The 17,028-nt window shown below is 72.4% G+C and carries 17 protein-coding genes; 16 read left to right on the forward strand and 1 reads right to left on the reverse strand.

Annotation, left to right across the window (positions count from 1 at the left end):
• Nucleotides 1-74: 74 nt before the first annotated feature.
• Nucleotides 75-329, forward strand: coding sequence for a hypothetical protein (locus tag AC2H4J_RS12600; RefSeq protein ID WP_487465222.1), 255 nt, complete (start codon nt 75-77; stop codon nt 327-329).
• Between the two features lie 79 nt (nt 330-408).
• Complete coding sequence (locus AC2H4J_RS12605) at nt 409-846, forward strand: hypothetical protein (protein WP_487465223.1); 438 nt, start codon at nt 409-411, stop codon at nt 844-846.
• 19 nt (nt 847-865) lie between these two features.
• Here the strand turns inward: AC2H4J_RS12605 and AC2H4J_RS12610 are convergent, their stop codons facing one another.
• On the reverse strand, nt 866-2,131 hold the full coding sequence (locus AC2H4J_RS12610) for an isochorismate synthase (RefSeq protein ID WP_487465224.1): 1,266 nt from the start codon (nt 2,129-2,131) through the stop codon (nt 866-868).
• Nucleotides 2,132-2,166: 35 nt separating this feature from the next.
• On the opposite strand from AC2H4J_RS12610, the gene AC2H4J_RS12615 reads away from it, so the two are divergent.
• The 14 genes from AC2H4J_RS12615 (at nt 2,167) to nuoK (ending at nt 17,023) form a co-directional block, all read left to right on the forward strand.
• Nucleotides 2,167-2,886: a demethylmenaquinone methyltransferase gene (locus AC2H4J_RS12615; RefSeq protein ID WP_487465225.1), complete on the forward strand. Its 720-nt coding sequence runs from the start codon at nt 2,167-2,169 to the stop codon at nt 2,884-2,886.
• A gap of 60 nt (nt 2,887-2,946) precedes the next feature.
• Nucleotides 2,947-4,467, forward strand: coding sequence for an HNH endonuclease (locus AC2H4J_RS12620; protein WP_487465226.1), 1,521 nt, complete (start codon nt 2,947-2,949; stop codon nt 4,465-4,467).
• A 166-nt stretch (nt 4,468-4,633) separates the two neighbouring features.
• A complete protein-coding gene (locus tag AC2H4J_RS12625) occupies nt 4,634-5,911 on the forward strand; it encodes a geranylgeranyl reductase family protein (protein ID WP_487465227.1) in 1,278 nt (425 codons plus the stop codon).
• Between the two features lie 96 nt (nt 5,912-6,007).
• Nucleotides 6,008-6,370, forward strand: coding sequence for an NADH-quinone oxidoreductase subunit A (locus tag AC2H4J_RS12630; RefSeq protein WP_487465228.1), 363 nt, complete (start codon nt 6,008-6,010; stop codon nt 6,368-6,370).
• A gap of 1 nt (nt 6,371) precedes the next feature.
• The gene (locus tag AC2H4J_RS12635) at nt 6,372-7,064 is read left to right on the forward strand and encodes a NuoB/complex I 20 kDa subunit family protein (RefSeq protein WP_487465229.1); all 693 of its coding nucleotides are present in this window, start codon (nt 6,372-6,374) and stop codon (nt 7,062-7,064) included.
• Nucleotides 7,061-7,798 carry an NADH-quinone oxidoreductase subunit C gene (locus AC2H4J_RS12640; RefSeq protein ID WP_487465230.1) on the forward strand — a complete coding sequence of 246 codons (738 nt, stop codon included), beginning with the start codon at nt 7,061-7,063 and terminating at the stop codon, nt 7,796-7,798. The genes AC2H4J_RS12635 and AC2H4J_RS12640 overlap by 4 nt, the downstream gene beginning before the upstream one ends.
• A 12-nt stretch (nt 7,799-7,810) precedes the next feature.
• A complete protein-coding gene (locus AC2H4J_RS12645; protein ID WP_487465231.1) occupies nt 7,811-9,139 on the forward strand; it encodes an NADH-quinone oxidoreductase subunit D in 1,329 nt (442 codons plus the stop codon).
• Nucleotides 9,136-10,047: an NADH-quinone oxidoreductase subunit NuoE gene (gene nuoE / locus AC2H4J_RS12650; protein ID WP_487465232.1), complete on the forward strand. Its 912-nt coding sequence runs from the start codon at nt 9,136-9,138 to the stop codon at nt 10,045-10,047. Before AC2H4J_RS12645 ends, nuoE begins: the two co-directional genes overlap by 4 nt.
• Before the next feature lie 4 nt (nt 10,048-10,051).
• A complete protein-coding gene (nuoF, locus tag AC2H4J_RS12655) occupies nt 10,052-11,380 on the forward strand; it encodes an NADH-quinone oxidoreductase subunit NuoF (RefSeq protein WP_487465233.1) in 1,329 nt (442 codons plus the stop codon).
• Complete coding sequence (locus tag AC2H4J_RS12660; RefSeq protein ID WP_487465234.1) at nt 11,377-13,839, forward strand: NADH-quinone oxidoreductase subunit G; 2,463 nt, start codon at nt 11,377-11,379, stop codon at nt 13,837-13,839. Before nuoF ends, AC2H4J_RS12660 begins: the two co-directional genes overlap by 4 nt.
• Nucleotides 13,836-15,305, forward strand: a complete 1,470-nt coding sequence (nuoH, locus tag AC2H4J_RS12665) for an NADH-quinone oxidoreductase subunit NuoH (protein WP_487465235.1) — start codon at nt 13,836-13,838, stop codon at nt 15,303-15,305. Before AC2H4J_RS12660 ends, nuoH begins: the two co-directional genes overlap by 4 nt.
• Entirely contained in the window at nt 15,298-15,921 is a 624-nt protein-coding gene (nuoI, locus tag AC2H4J_RS12670; protein WP_487465236.1) for an NADH-quinone oxidoreductase subunit NuoI, read from the forward strand. The genes nuoH and nuoI overlap by 8 nt, the downstream gene beginning before the upstream one ends.
• A complete protein-coding gene (locus tag AC2H4J_RS12675) occupies nt 15,918-16,727 on the forward strand; it encodes an NADH-quinone oxidoreductase subunit J (protein ID WP_487465237.1) in 810 nt (269 codons plus the stop codon). Before nuoI ends, AC2H4J_RS12675 begins: the two co-directional genes overlap by 4 nt.
• Entirely contained in the window at nt 16,724-17,023 is a 300-nt protein-coding gene (gene nuoK / locus AC2H4J_RS12680) for an NADH-quinone oxidoreductase subunit NuoK (protein WP_487465238.1), read from the forward strand. The genes AC2H4J_RS12675 and nuoK overlap by 4 nt, the downstream gene beginning before the upstream one ends.
• Nucleotides 17,024-17,028: the final 5 nt, after the last annotated feature.

A 17,028-nucleotide genomic window follows, 5' to 3' on the forward strand; every position in this document is an offset into this window, starting at 1 on the left:
CCTGCGGTCGGCCGTCCAGAGTCCTAGTTGTCGCGGGAGACACCCGCGGCGAAACGGACCGAGGAGACACCGACATGAGCACCACGACGACTGCCCGCGGCATCGCGGGCTCGCTTCGCCTCGTGGGCGTGACCGCCGCGATCGCCGCCTTCGCGACCGTCGGCGCCGCCCCCGCCTCTGCCGCGCCCTCTGCCGCGCAGGGCAACGTGCCCCTGAAGGCCTGCCAGAACATGGAGCGGGCCAACGTGCCCCTCGCGGTCTACCTGAAGCACGGCTGCATCGTGATCCCCGAAGAGGGCGAGATCACCGGCGGTTCGATCTTCGGCTGACCCTTCCCGGGCGACCTTCCCGGCGGGCCTCCCCGGAGGCCCGCCGGGGTCCGCATCTCGTGTCGAGAGGAGGCACACCATGACCGCCGTCCAGCGCCCTTCGCTCCTGCGGCGAATCGCAGTCCTGCTGCTGCTCACCGCCGGCCTGGTCCTGGGAGCGGCGCTCCCGTCGTGGGCCTCCTTCACCGACTCGGTCGCCCTGCCGCAGACGACGGTGTCCACCGCGACGCTCGCGGTGCCCGGTGTTCCCACCGGCCGCGCGACCTGCAGCGGCAGCACCGCGACGGTGACCGTGACCTGGAACGCCAGCACCGCCCCCCGCGTCTCGGGCTACCGCGTACGACTGTGGCTCGGCAATGCGTGGCAGGACGTGACCACCGTGGCCGGCACGACCTGGACCGGCAACACCTCGACCACCTACGTCAACGGCTACGTCATGACCTTCACCGTGTGGACGCAGACGCCGTACGGCTGGACGGCGGAATCCGCCCACACCGCGCAGGTGCTCTGCGCCTGACGCCGGCCCGTACCGGGCGTCACCCCTCGAGGGCCGCCTGGAAGGCCGCGAACTTCGACTGCGTCTCGGCGAGCTCGGCGCTCGGGTCGGAGCCGGCCACGATGCCGCAGCCGGCGAAGAGCCGGGCGCTGTCGTCCCCGACCAGCTCGGCGCAGCGCAACGCCAGCCCGAACTCCCCGTCGCCCCGGGCGTCCAGCCAGCCGACCGGTCCGGCGTAGCGCCCCCGGTCCATGCCCTCGAGCTCGCCGATGAGCGCTGCCGCGTCGCGGGTCGGCGTCCCGCACACCGCTGCGGTGGGGTGCACGGCGCCGATCAGTTCGAGCAGCCCGGCCGCGCCGCGGCGGCCCCGGCTGCGCTGGGTCCCGGTGACGTCGGTGGCCAGGTGCCGCACGTTGGCCAGGGTCAGGAGCTCGGGCTCGGCGGGGGCGTGGAGCGCCGTGCAGTACGGCGCCAGGGCGTCGACGAGCGAGTCGACCGCGAGGGCGTGCTCGGCGCGGTCCTTGGTCGAGCCCAGCAGCGCATCGGCGAGGCGCTGGTCGTCGGCGCCCGCGCCTCGGGGGGCGGTGCCCGCGAGCACCCGTGCGGACAGCTCGCGGCCGGTGCGCCGGAGAAGGAGTTCGGGGGTCGCGCCCAGCAGCCGGTCGACGGCGAAGGTCCAGCAATCGGGGAATCGGGCGGCCAGCCGGCGCAGCAGGCGGCGCGGGTCGAGCGGCACGTCGGCGGACACCAGCAGGTCTCGGGCCAGCACGACCTTGGCCAGGTCGCCGTCCTTGATCCGCTCGACCGCGGTGGCGACGGCGGCGCACCAGGTGGCCGGGTCGAGCGCGCCGTCGGCGTAGCGCAGGCGCAGCGGGGTCTCGTCGTCCGGGCGCTCGGTCGCGGGGACGTCCCGCGGATCGACGTCGCCGATGGTCGTGATCCAGCCGACGCCGTCGCGCCGTCCGACCGTGACCTCCGGGACGACGAAGACCGACGTCCCGGCCACGGGGTCGAACGCGATGCTGGCGAACAGCACCGGCCCCGACCCCGGGATGCCCAGGTCGTCGTCCACGCCGAGTTCGGCGGTGTAGGACTCCCACCACTGCGCGGCCTCGGTGAGTGCCTCCGGGCCGGTGACCTCCAGCCGGGCCGCCTCGCCGCGGCCGACCAGCCCGTCGCCGCGGCGCACCCACGACAGGGCGCCCTCGGCCGGCAGGCGGTCGAGGAGGGCGACGGCGTCGTCGGTCCGCACGGTCGTCACCGTGCGCGCGGCGGCGGCCGGGGAGGTCAGGGCTGCCGCGGTCACGGTGCCAGCGTAAGAGGCCCGGTACCGTCGCCGCCGTGGGAGACCGGGGAGACGACGCGCACACCACCGGTTTGCGGGCCGGCCTGGACAAGCAACCGGCCGACGTCGCCGCCATGTTCGACCGGGTCGCCCGGCGCTACGACGTCACCAACACGGTGCTCTCCGGCGGACTCGACGCATCCTGGCGGCGGGCCACCCGCGAGGCGCTGGGGGCCCGCCCGGGGCAGACCGTCCTCGACGTGGCGGCCGGCACGGCGGTGTCGACGGTCGAATTGGCGGCCGGCGGCGTGACCGCGATCGCGTGCGACTTCTCGCAGGGGATGCTCCGGGCCGGCGCCTCCCGGCACGTGCCCAAGGTGGCCGGTGACGCGATGGCGCTGCCCCTGGCCGACGAGAGCGTCGACGGCGTCGTCATCTCGTTCGGGCTGCGCAACGTCGCGGATCCGGACGCCGCACTGCGGGAGTTCCGCCGGGTCACGCGGCCGGGCGGGGCGCTGGTGATCTGCGAATTCTCCAGCCCGACGTTCGCGCCGTTCCGCACCGTCTACACGGAGTACCTCATGAAGGCGCTGCCCCGGATCGCCCGGGCGGTCAGCAGCAACCCCGAGGCCTACGTCTACCTCGCCGAGTCGATCCGCGCGTGGCCCGACCAGGCGGCGCTGGCCGGTCGCGTGCAGGACGCAGGCTGGACGGACGTGGCCTGGCAGAACCTCACCGGCGGCATCGTCGCGCTGCACCGCGCCCGCCGGATCTGATCTTCCGGTCCTGCCGTCGAGCAGGGCAAATCTGTCGTACGTGTGTTCTAGCGTTCGGGCATGTTCCCTCCGGAGTCGTTCGCGGTCGGTGTGACCGTGGACCGGCTGCACCCGGACCCGTGGGCGGATGTCGTGCCGGAGGGTGTGGTGTCGTCGCGGCCGTCGCGGATCGGGGACCTGCTGCGGGTGGCGTCGATGTCGCCGGAGCAGAAGGCCGCGCAGCTGCAGCGGGTGCAGCAGGCGAAGTCGGTGCTGGCCGCCTTCGAGGTGGAGCTGGTGGTGGGGTTGGCCGCGGATCGGCCGGCGACGGTGGACCGGCGGCGGGGGCAGACCGGCGCCGCGTCGGATGCGTGGGCCGACGATCTGCTGGACGAGGACGTGTCGGAGTTCTACGCCGACGAGCTGGCGATGGTGCTGAACTGTTCGCGGACGGCGGCGACCAACCTGTGGGAGCAGTCGACGACGTTGCGCAGGCGGCTGCCGGGGACGTGGGCGGCGTTGGCCGACGGGGAGCTGGACTGGCCGCGGGCGCGGGCGATCGCCGTCGAGCTGGGCTGGCCGGCCCGGGAGACCCCCGAGGATGTGCTGGCCGCCGTCGAGCGGGTGGTGTTGCCGCGGGCGGCCGGGTTGTCGATCACCCGGTTGCAGGCGCTGGTGCGGGCGGAGCTGATCAAGGCCGACCCCGCGGCCGTGGAGCTGCGGAAGAAGAAGGCTCTGCGCGCCGCCGACGTCACCGCGGGCGGGATCGGGAACGGTATGGGGGAGCTGCGGGCCACGATGCCGCTGCCGGAGGCGAAGGAGATCCGGGCGCGGGTCGACGCCGACGCGCGGGCGGCGAAGGCCGCCGGGGACCAGCGTCCGATCGGCCTGCTGCGGGCCGTGGCGCTGCACGCCCGGGTCACCGGCGCCGGGCAGGACCGGCCGGCGGTGTCGGCGCACGTGGAGGTCCTCGCCCACCTGGACGCGTTGGAGTCCGCGGCCGCCGGGGCGCCCGGTCTGGGGCGGGAGCCGGTGCTGGTCGACGGGGAGCCGGTGACCGCGGCGCAGGCCCGGCAGCTGCTGGAGCGGTTGGACGCGCTGTGCCCGGGCGGGCTGCGGGCGCCCACCGACGGCACCCTGATGCTGTCGGTGGTCGATGAGAACGGGCGGCTGATCGCCGCGGTGACCCGCCGGGAGCTGGAGTCCGCGGTGCGGCACGGCGGGGGACTGTGCCCGCCGCCGGCGGTGGACCGGTACGAACCCAGCCCCGCCCAGCGGCGGTTCACCACCACCCGCGACCGCACCTGCCGGCACTACGGCTGCGCCAACCGGGCCGGCTGGGCCGACCTGGACCATGTGCTCGCGCACGCCGACGGCGGCGAGACCGACTGCACCAACCTGTGCTGCCTGTGCCGCCGGCATCACCGGCTGAAGACCCACGCCCCCGGCTGGCACTACGTCATGACCGCCGAAGGCGTCCTCGCCATCACCACACCCAGCGGCGTCACCCGCACCAGCCGGCCACCGGGCATCGCCGCCGACCACGACGGACCCGTGCTGCGGGTGACCGCCGAGCGAGATCCCGACCCACCACCCTTCTGACCCGGTACCGACATGCGGGAGGGCGGGAGCCCTACCCGTGCGGCGGGACACCGTCTGACCGGGGGTCGCTGTTCCCTTCCTCACAGCCGGGCCTAGACTCGGACCGAGCGACTTTGTGAACTGATTCACAAAGTCAGGCAAACGGTCCGGGAGGAGGCAGGGGAGCGTGCCCGACACCTCGGCCGACGTGACCTCCGCCGACGTGATCGTCGTCGGCGCCGGCCCCGCCGGCTCCAGCGCCGCCTACTGGCTGGCCCGCGCCGGGGTGGACGTCGTCGTCCTGGAGAAGTCGGCCTTCCCCCGCGAGAAGGTCTGCGGCGACGGACTGACGCCGCGAGGGGTGAAGGTGCTCGACGACATGGGCATCGACACCTCGCCCGCCGCCGGCTGGGTCCGGCACAAGGGTCTACGCGTCCATGGCGGCGGCCAGGTCATCGAGGTGGACTGGCCCGAGCTCGACTCCTGGCCGCACTACAGCGTGGTCCGCCGGCGCAGCGAGTTCGACGCCCAGCTGGCCGACCACGCGCAGGCCGCGGGGGCGCGGCTGCACACCGGTGTCACCGTCACCGATCCCCTGCTCGACGAGGCCGGCCGGGTCGTCGGGGTGCACACCCTCACGGGGCCGGACAAGGAGCCGGGCACGTGGCGGGCGACGCTCGTCGTCTCGGCCGAGGGGCTCTCGGGCCGCCTCGCCAAGTCCCTGGGCCTGGTGCGCCGCGAGGACCGGCCGCTGGGGATCGCCGTCCGGCGATACGTCCGCACCCCACGCGCGTCCGACGACTACCTCGACATCTCCTTCGACCTCTCCGCCGACGGGCCGACGAGGTCGTCCATGCCCGGCTACGGCTGGATCTTCGGCATGGGCGACGGGACGGCGAACGTCGGCTTCGGCCTGCTCGACACGCGCCGCGGGGACGGGAGCGACCACCGCGAGATCCTGCGCCGGTGGCTGGACACGTTCCCCGCCGAGGACGGGCTGGACGAGGAGCACGCCGTCACCCCGCTGCGGGGCGCCGGCCTGCCGATGGCGCTGAACCGCGGCCCCGCGTACAGCCGCGGGCTGCTGCTCGCCGGCGACTCGGCCGGCACGGTCAACCCGTTCAACGGCGAGGGCATCAGCTACGCGATGGAGACCGGGCGCATGGCCGCCGAGACCTCGGTGAACGCTCTCGCCCGTCCCGAGGGCCTGCAGCGCGAGGCGGTGCTGCGTCGGTACCCGGACCGGCTCCGGACCACCTACGGCCGGCACCACCGGCTGGGCATGGGGTTCCTCGCGCTCCTGAGCCGTCCGGACCTCGTCCGGTTCGCGACGTCGCACGGCCTGAAGCGGCCGGCGATGGTCGGCGCCGCGGTGCGGTTGATGGGGAACCTGACCGACGGGGCCGACGGGGACCGGGTCGACCGGGCCATCGCCGCGCTCACCCGACTGACACCGGCGGTGTGATCGTGGTCGACATCACACCTCGAACACAAGCCGACACGGAGCGTGAGGCATGACGCCTGTCCGGAACGTGATCGCCCTCACCGTAGGGTGCCGCTGATGCTGTCGAACTACGTCCCGCTGATCGGGCTCTTCGCGCTCGCCGCCGGGTTCGCGCTGTTCTCGGTGACCGCTGCGCCCTATGTCGGTCCGCGCCGTTACAACCGGGCGAAGCTCGACGCCTACGAGTGCGGGATCGAGCCGGTCCACCAGCCGCTGTCGGGCGGCCGTTTCCCGATCAAGTACTACCTGACGGCGATGCTCTTCATCGTCTTCGACATCGAGATCGTCTTCCTCTACCCGTGGGCGGTCACCAACGACCGGCTCGGCGTCTTCGGGCTGGTCGAGATGGTCGTCTTCATCGCCACCGTGTTCATCGCCTACGCGTACGTGTGGCGGCGCGGCGGATTGGAATGGGACTGAGATGGGACTCGAGGAGAAGCTGCCGAGCGGCGTCCTGCTGACGACGGTCGAGAAGCTGGTCAACTGGACGCGCAAGTCCTCGCTGTGGCCGGCCACCTTCGGGCTGGCCTGCTGCGCCATCGAGATGATGGCGTCGGGCGCCGGGCGGTACGACATGGCCCGGTTCGGCATGGAGGTCTTCCGGGCCTCGCCGCGGCAGGCCGACCTGATGATCGTGGCCGGCCGGGTGAGCCAGAAGATGGCCCCGGTACTGCGCCAGATCTACGACCAGATGCCCGAGCCGCGGTGGGTGCTCGCCATGGGCGTCTGCGCCAGCTCCGGCGGCATGTTCAACAACTACGCGATCGTCCAGGGCGTCGACCACATCGTCCCGGTGGACATGTACCTGCCCGGCTGCCCGCCGCGGCCGGAGATGCTGATGGACGCGATCCTCAAGCTGCACCACAAGATCCAGCACGAGCCGCTCGGCGCCAAGCGGGCCCGGCAGCTGGCCCGCGCCCAGGAGGAGGGCACCGCGAAGGACCTGCACGTCGAGATGCCCTCCACGGTGCGCGTGGACAAGAAGGCGCGGCGGGCCTACGAGGAGGCGGCCGCGCAGGGCCGCACCGGCCAGTTCGCGATCGAGCAGCGCGGCGGCAACGCCGTCCTGCTGCCCGAGGAGCGGCCCACGGGGCTCGGAAAGGCCTGGAGATGACGGGGCCGGGCGACCGCAGCGGGATGGACGCCTCGCAGGGTGCCCAGGCGCCGAGCGGCGGCTTCCGGAAGGGCGCGTTCGGCGTCACCGGCAGCGGCGACACCTCCGGCTTCGGCGGCCTCGTGCGGGTCGAGCCCGGTGGTGCGGTCGCGCTGCACTCCACCGAGCGGCCCTACGGCGGCTACTTCGACGAGGTCACCGACGCGCTGATCGAAGCGGTCGGCGAGGGCACCTACGCGGCGGCGGTGTCACGGGTGCTGGTCGACCGCGGCGAGATCACCTACTTCGTCGAGCGCGAGCACCTGCTCGCGCTCGCCCAGGCCCTGCGGGACGACGAGGCGCTGCGATTCGAGCTGCTCAGCAGCCTGTCCGGGGTGGACTACCTCGACAGCGGCGGCCCGGCGGTCTCGCCCGGCCGCCCCCGGTTGCACGTCGTCTACCACCTCACCTCGATGACCTACCGGCGCCGGATCCGCCTCGAGGTCGCCGTCACCGCGGAGGACGCGCACGTCCCCTCGGTCACGGGCATCTACCCCACCGCGGACTGGCACGAGCGCGAGGCCTGGGACATGTTCGGAATCGTCTTCGACGGCCATCCCGCGCTCACCCGGATCCTCATGCCCGACGACTGGGACGGCCACCCGCAGCGCAAGGACTACCCGCTGGGCGGCGTCCCCGTGGAGTACCACGACGCGACCATCCCGCCGCCGGACACGCGCCGGGCCTACAGGTAAGGGGGCCTGCAGATGAGCACTGCCTACAACGAGGCCGACCCGTACGCCGGCTCGCGCGAGACCACCGAGGGCCGCGTCTACACCGTCACCGGTGGCGACTGGGACCTCACCTTCGCCGACCCGCACGGCGAGGAGCGCCTCGTCGTGAACATGGGGCCGCAGCACCCCTCGACGCATGGCGTCCTCCGCCTGATCCTCGACCTCGAGGGCGAGACGGTGACCAAGGCGCGGGTGACCATCGGCTACCTGCACACGGGCATCGAGAAGAACCTCGAGTACCGCAACTGGACCCAGGGCACGACCTTCGTGACCCGGATGGACTACCTCGCCCCGCTGTTCAACGAGTTCGCCTACTGCACGTCGGTGGAGAAACTGCTCGGCGTCGAGGTGCCGCAGCGCGCGCAGACGATCCGGTTGCTCGTGATGGAGATCAACCGGATCGCCTCGCACCTGGTGGGCCTCGCCACCGGCGGCATGGAACTGGGCGCGCTGACGGCGATGACGAACGGCTTCCGCGAGCGCGAGATGTGCCTCGACCTGCTCGAGGAGATCACCGGCCTGCGGATGAACCACGCGTACATCCGCCCCGGCGGCCTGGCGCAGGACCTGCCCGAGGGCGTGGTGGAGCACATCCGGGAATTCCTGAAGATCATGCCGGGGCGGGTCGCCGACTTCCACCGGCTGCTCACCGGCCAGCCGATCTGGCAGCGGCGGCTCAAGGACGTCGGCTACCTGGACGTGACCGGGTGCCTGGCGCTCGGCGTCACCGGTCCCATCCTGCGGTCCGCCGGGTTGGCCTGGGACCTGCGCAAGGTGGAGCCCTACCTGGGCTACGAGACCTACGACTTCGAGGTGCCGACCGCCGACACCGCGGACGCCTGGGGCCGCTACCTCGTGCGCATGGCCGAGATCAACGAGTCGCTGAAGCTGATCGAGCAGGCGCTGGAGCGGCTCGAGCCCGGCCCCGTCATGGTCGAGGACCGCAAGATCGCCTGGCCGGCGCAGCTGAGCCTCGGCGCGGATGGCATGGGCAACTCCCTCGAGCATGTCCGGCACATCATGGGTCAGTCGATGGAGGCCCTGATCCACCACTTCAAGCTGGTCACCGAGGGCTTCCGGGTGCCGGCCGGCCAGGTGTACGTGCCGATCGAGTCGCCTCGCGGCGAGCTCGGCTACCACGTGGTCAGTGACGGCAGCACGCGGCCGTGGCGCGTCCACGTGCGGGACCCAGGATTCGTGAACCTGCAGGCCACGGCGGCGATGAGTGAGGGCGGCATGATCGCCGACGTCATCGCCGCGGTCGCCTCGATCGACCCCGTGATGGGAGGTGTGGACCGGTGAGTGCCCTTCCCGGATCCGCCGAAGGAACCGCGGTCACCGGGCTCGACTCGAGCCCGGTACAGCCGGCGTACGCCGACCTGCCGCCGCTGACCGAGCAGACCCGGCTCGAGGCGCGGGAGATCATGGCCCGCTACCCGGTCGCGCGGTCGGCGCTGCTGCCGATGCTGCACCTGGTGCAGAGCTACCAGGGCTACGTCTCGCCCGAGGGCGTCGCGCTGTGCGCCGACGAGCTCGGCCTGACCAAGGCCGAGGTCGGCGCGGTCGCGACGTTCTACACGATGTACAAGCGCCGCCCCACCGGCCGGCACATCGTCAGCGTCTGCACGAACACGCTCTGCAACGTGCTCGGCGGTCAGCGGATCATGGACGCGCTCTCGGTCGACCTCGGGGTGCACCACGACGAGACGACCGCCGACGGCTCGATCACCCTCGAGCACGCCGAGTGCCTGGCCGCCTGCGACTACGCGCCGGTCGTCACGGTCGACTACGAGTTCTACGACCAGCAGGACGTCGAGAGCGCGCGGGAACTGGTCGCGGCGCTGCGCCGGGGCGAGAAGCCACTACCGACCCGCGGTGCTCCGCTGACCGACTTCCGGGGCATCTCCCGCCAGCTCGCCGGCTTCAACCAGTACCAGGACGCCGACGCCGCGATCGACAATCCCGGCGAGTACGGGCCGACCCTGCGCGGGCTGCACCTGGCCGAGGAGCGCGGCGAGGCGGCCCCCGAGATGCGCCGTGCCGCCACCTCGTCCTCCGATGCCTCAGCGGCCGAGGCCGCGGGCGTCGAGTCCGCCCGGCGTGGCGCCCCCGAGCCGGCTCGCCGCGATGCCGGCAGAGGTCGCGCCGGCACCGACTCCCCTGCAGGGACCGAGCCCGGTACGACCGGTCAAGGTCCCGGGAAGGCCTGATCCGATGCCTCTCACTCCCGTGCTCACCACCCGCTGGGGCGCCGACCAGTCCTGGCGGTTGTCGACCTACGAACGGCTCGAGGGCTACGCGGCCCTGCGGACGGCGCTGTCGATGGCCCCGGACGAGCTCGTGAACCTGGTCAAGGACTCCGGCCTGCGCGGCCGCGGCGGCGCCGGCTTCCCCACCGGCATGAAGTGGAGCTTCATCCCGCAGCCCAAGCCGGGGGAGACCCCGACCGGTCCGGCGGCGATGCCGAAGTACCTGGTGGTCAACGCCGACGAGGGCGAGCCGGGCACCTGCAAGGACCTGCCCCTGATGATGGCCGACCCGCACTCGCTGATCGAGGGCGTGATCATCGCCGCGTACGCGATCCGCTCGCACCTCGCGGTGATCTACGTGCGCGGGGAGGCCGTGCACGCGCACCGCCGGCTGGTGTCGGCCGTGCGCGAGGCCTACGACGCCGGTTACCTCGGCACGGACATCCTCGGCAGCGGCTTCGACCTCGAGCTGATCGTCCACGCCGGCGCCGGCGCCTACATCTGCGGCGAGGAGACCGCCCTGCTGGACTCCCTGGAGGGCTATCGCGGCCAGCCGCGGCTGAAGCCGCCGTTCCCCGCGGTCGCCGGCCTGTACGGCGCACCGACGGTGATCAACAACGTCGAATCGCTGGCCAGCGTGCCGTTCATCGTCCGCGGCGGTGCCGACTGGTTCAAGGAGTTCGGCCCGGAGAAGTCCCCCGGTCCGAAGATCTACTCGCTGTCTGGCCGGGTGGTCCGTCCCGGCCAGTACGAGGCCCCGATGGGGACGACGATGCGCGAGCTGCTCGAGATGGCCGGCGGCGTCCGCCCGGGCCACGAGCTGAAGTTCTGGACGCCGGGGGGCTCGTCGACGCCGTACTTCACCGCGGAACACCTCGACATCCCCTTGGACTTCGACTCGGTCGCAGCGGCGGGCTCCATGCTCGGCACCACCGCGCTGATGGTCTTCGACGAGACCGACTCGATCGTCGAGGCGACCCTGCGGTTCAGCGAGTTCTACGCGCACGAGAGCTGCGGCAAGTGCACCCCGTGCCGGGAGGGCACCTACTGGTACGTCGGGATCCTCCAGCGGCTGGTCGCCGGCCAGGGCACCGCCCAGGACCTCGACACGCTGCTCGACATCTCGGACAGCATCCTGGGCCGCGCGTTCTGCGCCCTGGGCGACGGTGCCACCAGTTGCGTCGTCAGCTCGCTGAAGTACTTCAAGGACGACTACGTGGCCCTGCTGCCTCCCGAGGAACAGGCCCGCCTCGGCCGAACGCTCCGCATCGAGCCCGTGAAGGTTGCCTCATGACGCTGACGACCCCCGGTCCCGCACCCGCGGTGCCGCCCGGTTCGCCTGGTCCGCACACCCCGCCGGACGCCGTGCACTGCACGATCGACGGGTTCGACGTGGCCGTCCCCAAGGGCACCCTGATCATCCGGGCCGCCGAGATGATCGGCGTCCAGATCCCGCGGTTCTGCGACCACCCGCTGCTCGAGCCGGTCGGCGCCTGCCGTCAGTGCCTGGTCGAGGTCGAGGGCCAGCGCAAGCCCGTGGCCTCCTGCACGATGCCGGTCGCCGAGGGCATGGTCGTGCAGACGCAGCTCACCAGCGAGGTCGCGGACAAGGCGCAGCACGGGAACCTGGAGTTGCTGCTGATCAACCACCCGCTGGACTGCCCGATGTGCGACAAGGGCGGCGAGTGCCCGCTGCAGAACCAGACGATCAGCAACGGGCCGGCGGAGAGTCGTTTCCAGGAGGCGAAGCGGACGTTTCCGAAGCCCCTGCCGATCTCCAGCGAGATCCTGCTCGACCGCGAACGGTGCATCCAGTGCGCACGCTGCACCCGCTTCTCCCAGCAGATCGCCGGTGATCCCTTCATCGACCTGTTCGAACGCGGCGCGCTGGAGCAGGTCGCGATCTACGAGGACGAGCCGTTCGACTCCTACTTCTCCGGCAACACGATCCAGATCTGCCCCGTCGGGGCGCTGACCAGCGCGCAGTACCGCTTCCGCGCGCGTCCGTTCGACCTGCGCAGCGAGCCCAGCGTCTGCGAGCACTGTGCATCGGGCTGCGCCCAGCGCACCGACTACCGGCGGGGGAAGATCACTCGCCGGCTGGCCGGCGAGGACCCCGCGGTCAACGAGGAGTGGAACTGCGACAAGGGTCGCTTCGCGTTCCGCTACGTCAGCGCGAACGCCCGGCTGACGACGCCGCTGGTACGACGGGACGGCGAACTGCAGCCCGCGTCCTGGCCCGAGGCATGGGCGGCGGCGGCCGAGGGCCTGCTGGCGGCCCGTGAGCAGGGCGGCGTCGGTGTCCTGCCCGGCGGCCGGCTGACCCTCGAGGACGCCTACGCCTACGCCAAGTTCGCCCGCGTCGCGCTGGGCACCAACGACGTCGACGCCCGCGCCCGCGCGCACTCGGCCGAGGAGCTCGCGTTCCTGGAGGCGCGGGTCGCCGGCACTGGAGCCGGCCGGGGTGCGGTGACCTACCAGCAGCTGGACGAGGCCTCGGCGGTGCTGCTCGCCGGCTTCGAGCCCGAGGAGGAGTCGCCGATCGTCTTCCTGCGGCTGCGCCGCAACGTGCGCACCCGCAACCTGCCGGTGTTCGACCTCGCGCCCTTCGCCACCCGGGCTGCGGAGAAGCTGCAGGCCACCGTCCTGACCACGCTGCCCGGGGCCGAGGCCCAGTCGCTGCGCGCGCTCACCGACGGCTCGTGGGGCGGCCCCGCGATCGAGGCGCTGCGGCAGCCGGGTGCGGTGATCCTGGCCGGCGAGCGGCTGGCCGAGGTGCCCGGCGCGTTCTCGGCGCTCGTCGCGCTGGCGCAGAAGACGGGCGCGCGGGTGGCGTGGGTCCCACGCCGGGCGGGGGAGCGCGGCGCGGTCGAGGCCGGCGCCCTGCCCGGCCTGCTCCCCGGTGGGCGGAGCGTGGCCGATGCGGCCGGGCGCGCGGACGTCGCCCAGCGCTGGGGCGCCGACGTGCCGGCCACGCCGGGTCGTGACGTCACCGGCATCCTCACCGCCGCCCGCGACGGCGAGCTCGGCGGTCTCCTGGTCGGCGGGGTCGACCCGCACGACCTGCCGGACCCCGCGCTCGCGGAGGCGGCCCTGGCCAACGTCGGTTTCGTGGTCAGCCTGGAGATGTTCCCCTCGGCGGTCACCGAATGGGCCGACGTGGTCCTGCCGGTCGCCGCCGCGCCGGAGAAGGCCGGCACCTTCCTCGACTGGGAGGGCCGCCCCCGCTCCTTCGACGCGACGCTGCACGGCACCGGACAGCTTCCCGACGGGCGGGTACTGCAGGGCCTTGCCGACGAGATGGACGTCGACCTCCGGCTGCCCACCCCCGAGGCGGCGCGAGCCGAACTCGCCGCCCTCGGCGCCTCCCGCCGGCCCGCGGAGGGGATCGGGCTCGACGTCCGGCCCCCGGCGGCACCCGACCTGCCCGCCGGTGAGACCGCCGTCCTGGCGTCCTGGCGTCAGCTGATCGACGCCGGCACGCTCCAGCGCGACGAGCCCGAACTGGCCGGCACCGCGCGGCAGCCCGTGGCGCGGATCGGCGCCGACGCCGCCGGCCGGCTGGGTCTCGCCGACGGCGACCGGCTGACCGTCAGCGGGGCGACCGGCTCCGTCACGCTGCCGGTGCGGATCACCCCCATGCCCGACCGGGTGGTGTGGCTGCCGATGAGGTCACCGGGGAGCGAGATCCGCACCGATCTCGGCTCCGGTCCCGGTGGCGTGGTGCGGCTGTCCGTCGGAGGTGTCGCGTGAACGTGCTGGCCAGTGCGAACCAGCCGACGCTCGACGACTTCGGGCACGACGTCTGGTGGATCGTCCTCATCAAGATCGTCGGCATCTTCGTCGTGCTGGTCTTCATGACGCTGTTCGCGATCGTCTTCGAGCGCAAGGTCGTCGCCCGCATGCAGCAGCGGCTCGGCCCGAACCGGGTCGGCCCCCGCGGCTACCTGCAGAGCCTGGCCGACGGCCTGAAGCTCGCGTTCAAGGAAGACATCATGCCGGCGCTGGCCGACAAGCCGGTCTACTTCCTGGCGCCGGTCATCGCCACGATCCCGGCGTTCCTGGCCTTCTCGGTCATCCCGCTCGGTCCCTCGGTCAGCATGTTCGGCCACCACACGCCGCTGCAGCTCACCGATGCGCCGATCGGCGTCCTCATCGTCCTGGCCTGCTCCGCGATGGGCGTCTACGGCATCGTGCTGGCCGGCTGGGCCTCCGGCTCGACCTACCCGCTGCTCGGCGGCCTGCGCAGCGCCGCCCAGATGGTCAGCTACGAGATCGCGATGGGCCTGTCCATCGTCGCCGTCTTCCTCTACTCGGGGTCGATGTCGACCTCGGAGATCGTCGGCGCGCAGGCCCACGGCCACCAGCTGTCCTTCTTCGGCTGGGAGTTCACCGGGCCCAGCTGGAACGCGGTCCTGCTCCCGATCTCGTTCGTCATCTACGTGGTCGCGGTCGTCGGCGAGACCAACCGCGCGCCGTTCGACCTCCCCGAGGCCGAGAGCGAGCTGGTCGGCGGCTTCCACACCGAGTACTCGTCGCTGAAGTTCGCGCTGTTCTTCCTCGCCGAGTACGTCAACATGGTCACCGTCTCCGCGCTGGCCGCGACGCTCTTCCTCGGCGGGTGGCGCGCCCCCTGGCCGATCTCGATCTGGGACGGCGCCAACACCGGCTGGTGGCCGCTGCTCTGGTTCTTCCTCAAGGTCGTCGTCGCGCTGTTCGTCTTCATCTGGCTGCGCGGCACGCTGCCTCGCCTGCGCTACGACCAGTTCATGCGGTTCGGCTGGAAGGTCCTGGTGCCGACGGCGCTGCTGTGGATCCTGGTCGTGGCCACCATGCGCACCGTGTCGCGGGAGGCGGACCTGTCCACCGGCGAGGTGGCGCTCTACGTGGGCGTCCCGGCCGCGCTGCTGGTGCTCGCCGGTCTGCTGATCGCCAGCCGCTCGGCCAACCGCGACACGCGGCTGATGGCCGTCGAGGCCTCGGCCGGGGGCGTGCACGCCGTCGACCCGGAACCCGACGTCCTGCCCGCCCTCGGCCCCCGCCGCCGGCCGACCGGCGCGCCGAGCCGCTCCGAGGGCGGCTTCCCGATCCCGCCGATGGATCTCAAGGTGCCGCCGTCGCCGCGACTGCGGCGCCAGCCGGTGGCCAGCGACGGCGCTCCCGTCGTGAGCACCGGACGCCGCGGCCCGACCAGTCAGAAGGAGGACGGCGATGTCTGACCGGACACCCGCCCGGCGCTCGGGGGGCGAGGTCGAGCGCTCGTCCGGCCGGGGGAGCAAGCGGCCCGCCGTCCGTGACAGCGTCATGCCCGCCCCGACGCAGGGTTTCGGGGTGACCTTCGCCCAGATCTTCCGCAAGGTGACCACCGAGCAGTACCCGTTCGAGCCCAAGGTGACCAAGCCGCGCTACCACGGCCGGCACGTGCTCAACCGGCACCCGGACGGCCTGGAGAAGTGCGTCGGCTGCGAGCTGTGCGCCTGGGCCTGCCCGGCCGACGCCATCTACGTCGAGGGCGGGGACAACACCGAGGACGCCCGCTTCTCACCCGGTGAGCGCTATGGCCGCGTGTACCAGATCAACTACCTGCGCTGCATCTTCTGCGGCCTGTGCATCGAGGCCTGCCCGACGCGTTCGCTGACGATGAGCAACGACTTCGAGCTGGCCGACGACAACCGCCAGGACCTCATCTACACCAAGGAGCAGCTGATGGCACCGCTGCTGCCCGGCATGGAGGCCCCGCCGCACCCGATGCGGCTCGGGGACGACGAGAAGGACTACTACCTGCGCGTGCCGGGGTCGGCGCCCGCGGAGCCGGTCACCGAGGAGCGGGTATGAGCCAGCACCTCGCCGGTGGCGAGACCGTCGTCTTCTGGATCCTGGGCCCGATCGCGCTGGCCGGGGCGCTGGGCATGGTGCTCAGCCGCAACGCCGTCCACTCGGCGCTGTTCCTGGTGACCACGATGCTGTCGTTCGGCGTGTTCTACGTCGTCCAGGAGGCGCCGTTCCTCGGCGCCGTGCAGATCATCGTCTACACCGGCGCGATCATGATCCTCTTCCTCTTCGTGCTGATGCTGGTCGGACGCGACTCGTCGGACTCCGTCGTGGAGACGCTGCGCGGTCAGCGGGTCGCGGCGATCGTCCTGGGCATCGGCTTCGCCGGGCTGGTCGGTGCCGGCATCGCCCGCGCCACCCAGGACCTGCCGGTGGCGGGCCTGAACGACGCACTGGGCGGCAGGGGCAACATCCACGCGATCGCCGAGCTGCTGTTCACCAAGTACCTGCTCGCGTTCGAGGTGACCAGCGCACTGCTGATCACCGCCGCGGTCGGAGCGATGGTGCTCGCGCACATCGAGCGCGAACCCGGCAGCCGGCGCAGCCAGAAGGACCTCTCGCGGGCCCGCTTCCTCACCGACCGGCCGCAGACGCTGCCGGGACCCGGTGTGTTCGCGCGCGCCAACTCCGTCGCCGTGCCCGCGATCCTGCCCGACGGCCAGGTGGCGGAGGACTCGCTCGCGACCGGCCTCGACCCCCAGGAGCCCGACCAGATGCCGCGACCCATCGGCCGGGGGCAGCTCGGCTCCCCGGACGCCGCGCTGGGCACGCTCGACCCGGCTCCCCTGGACGGGGGTGACCGTCGGTGACGCTGTCCTGGTACCTCGTACTCGCCGCGATCCTGTTCACGATCGGCGCCGTCGGCGTGCTCGTCCGGCGCAACGCCATCGTCGTGTTCATGTGCGTCGAGCTGATGCTCAACTCCGTGAACCTCACGCTGGTCACCTTCGCCCGCGCCAGTGGCACCGTCGACGGCCAGATCATGGCCTTCTTCGTCATGGTCGTGGCCGCCGCCGAGGTCGTCGTGGGCCTCGCGATCATCATGTCGATCTACCGGACCCGCCGGTCCGCCTCGGTCGACGACGCCAACCTGCTCAAGTACTGACGGGG

The organism is Blastococcus sp. OS1-29, from assembly GCF_057628075.1.

Bases quoted from the DNA above. Each gene is read 5' to 3' on its own strand.
- AC2H4J_RS12645 (WP_487465231.1), top strand. From the start codon at position 7,811: ATGAGCACTGCCTACAACGAGGCCGACCCGTACGCCGGCTCGCGCGAG.
- nuoI (WP_487465236.1), top strand. From the start codon at position 15,298: ATGTCTGACCGGACACCCGCCCGGCGCTCGGGGGGCGAGGTCGAGCGC.
- AC2H4J_RS12635 (WP_487465229.1), top strand. From the start codon at position 6,372: ATGGGACTCGAGGAGAAGCTGCCGAGCGGCGTCCTGCTGACGACGGTC.
- AC2H4J_RS12605 (WP_487465223.1), top strand. From the start codon at position 409: ATGACCGCCGTCCAGCGCCCTTCGCTCCTGCGGCGAATCGCAGTCCTG.
- nuoF (WP_487465233.1), top strand. From the start codon at position 10,052: ATGCCTCTCACTCCCGTGCTCACCACCCGCTGGGGCGCCGACCAGTCC.
- AC2H4J_RS12675 (WP_487465237.1), top strand. From the start codon at position 15,918: ATGAGCCAGCACCTCGCCGGTGGCGAGACCGTCGTCTTCTGGATCCTG.
- AC2H4J_RS12660 (WP_487465234.1), top strand. From the start codon at position 11,377: ATGACGCTGACGACCCCCGGTCCCGCACCCGCGGTGCCGCCCGGTTCG.
- AC2H4J_RS12600 (WP_487465222.1), top strand. From the start codon at position 75: ATGAGCACCACGACGACTGCCCGCGGCATCGCGGGCTCGCTTCGCCTC.
- AC2H4J_RS12640 (WP_487465230.1), top strand. From the start codon at position 7,061: ATGACGGGGCCGGGCGACCGCAGCGGGATGGACGCCTCGCAGGGTGCC.
- AC2H4J_RS12630 (WP_487465228.1), top strand. From the start codon at position 6,008: ATGCTGTCGAACTACGTCCCGCTGATCGGGCTCTTCGCGCTCGCCGCC.
- AC2H4J_RS12620 (WP_487465226.1), top strand. From the start codon at position 2,947: ATGTTCCCTCCGGAGTCGTTCGCGGTCGGTGTGACCGTGGACCGGCTG.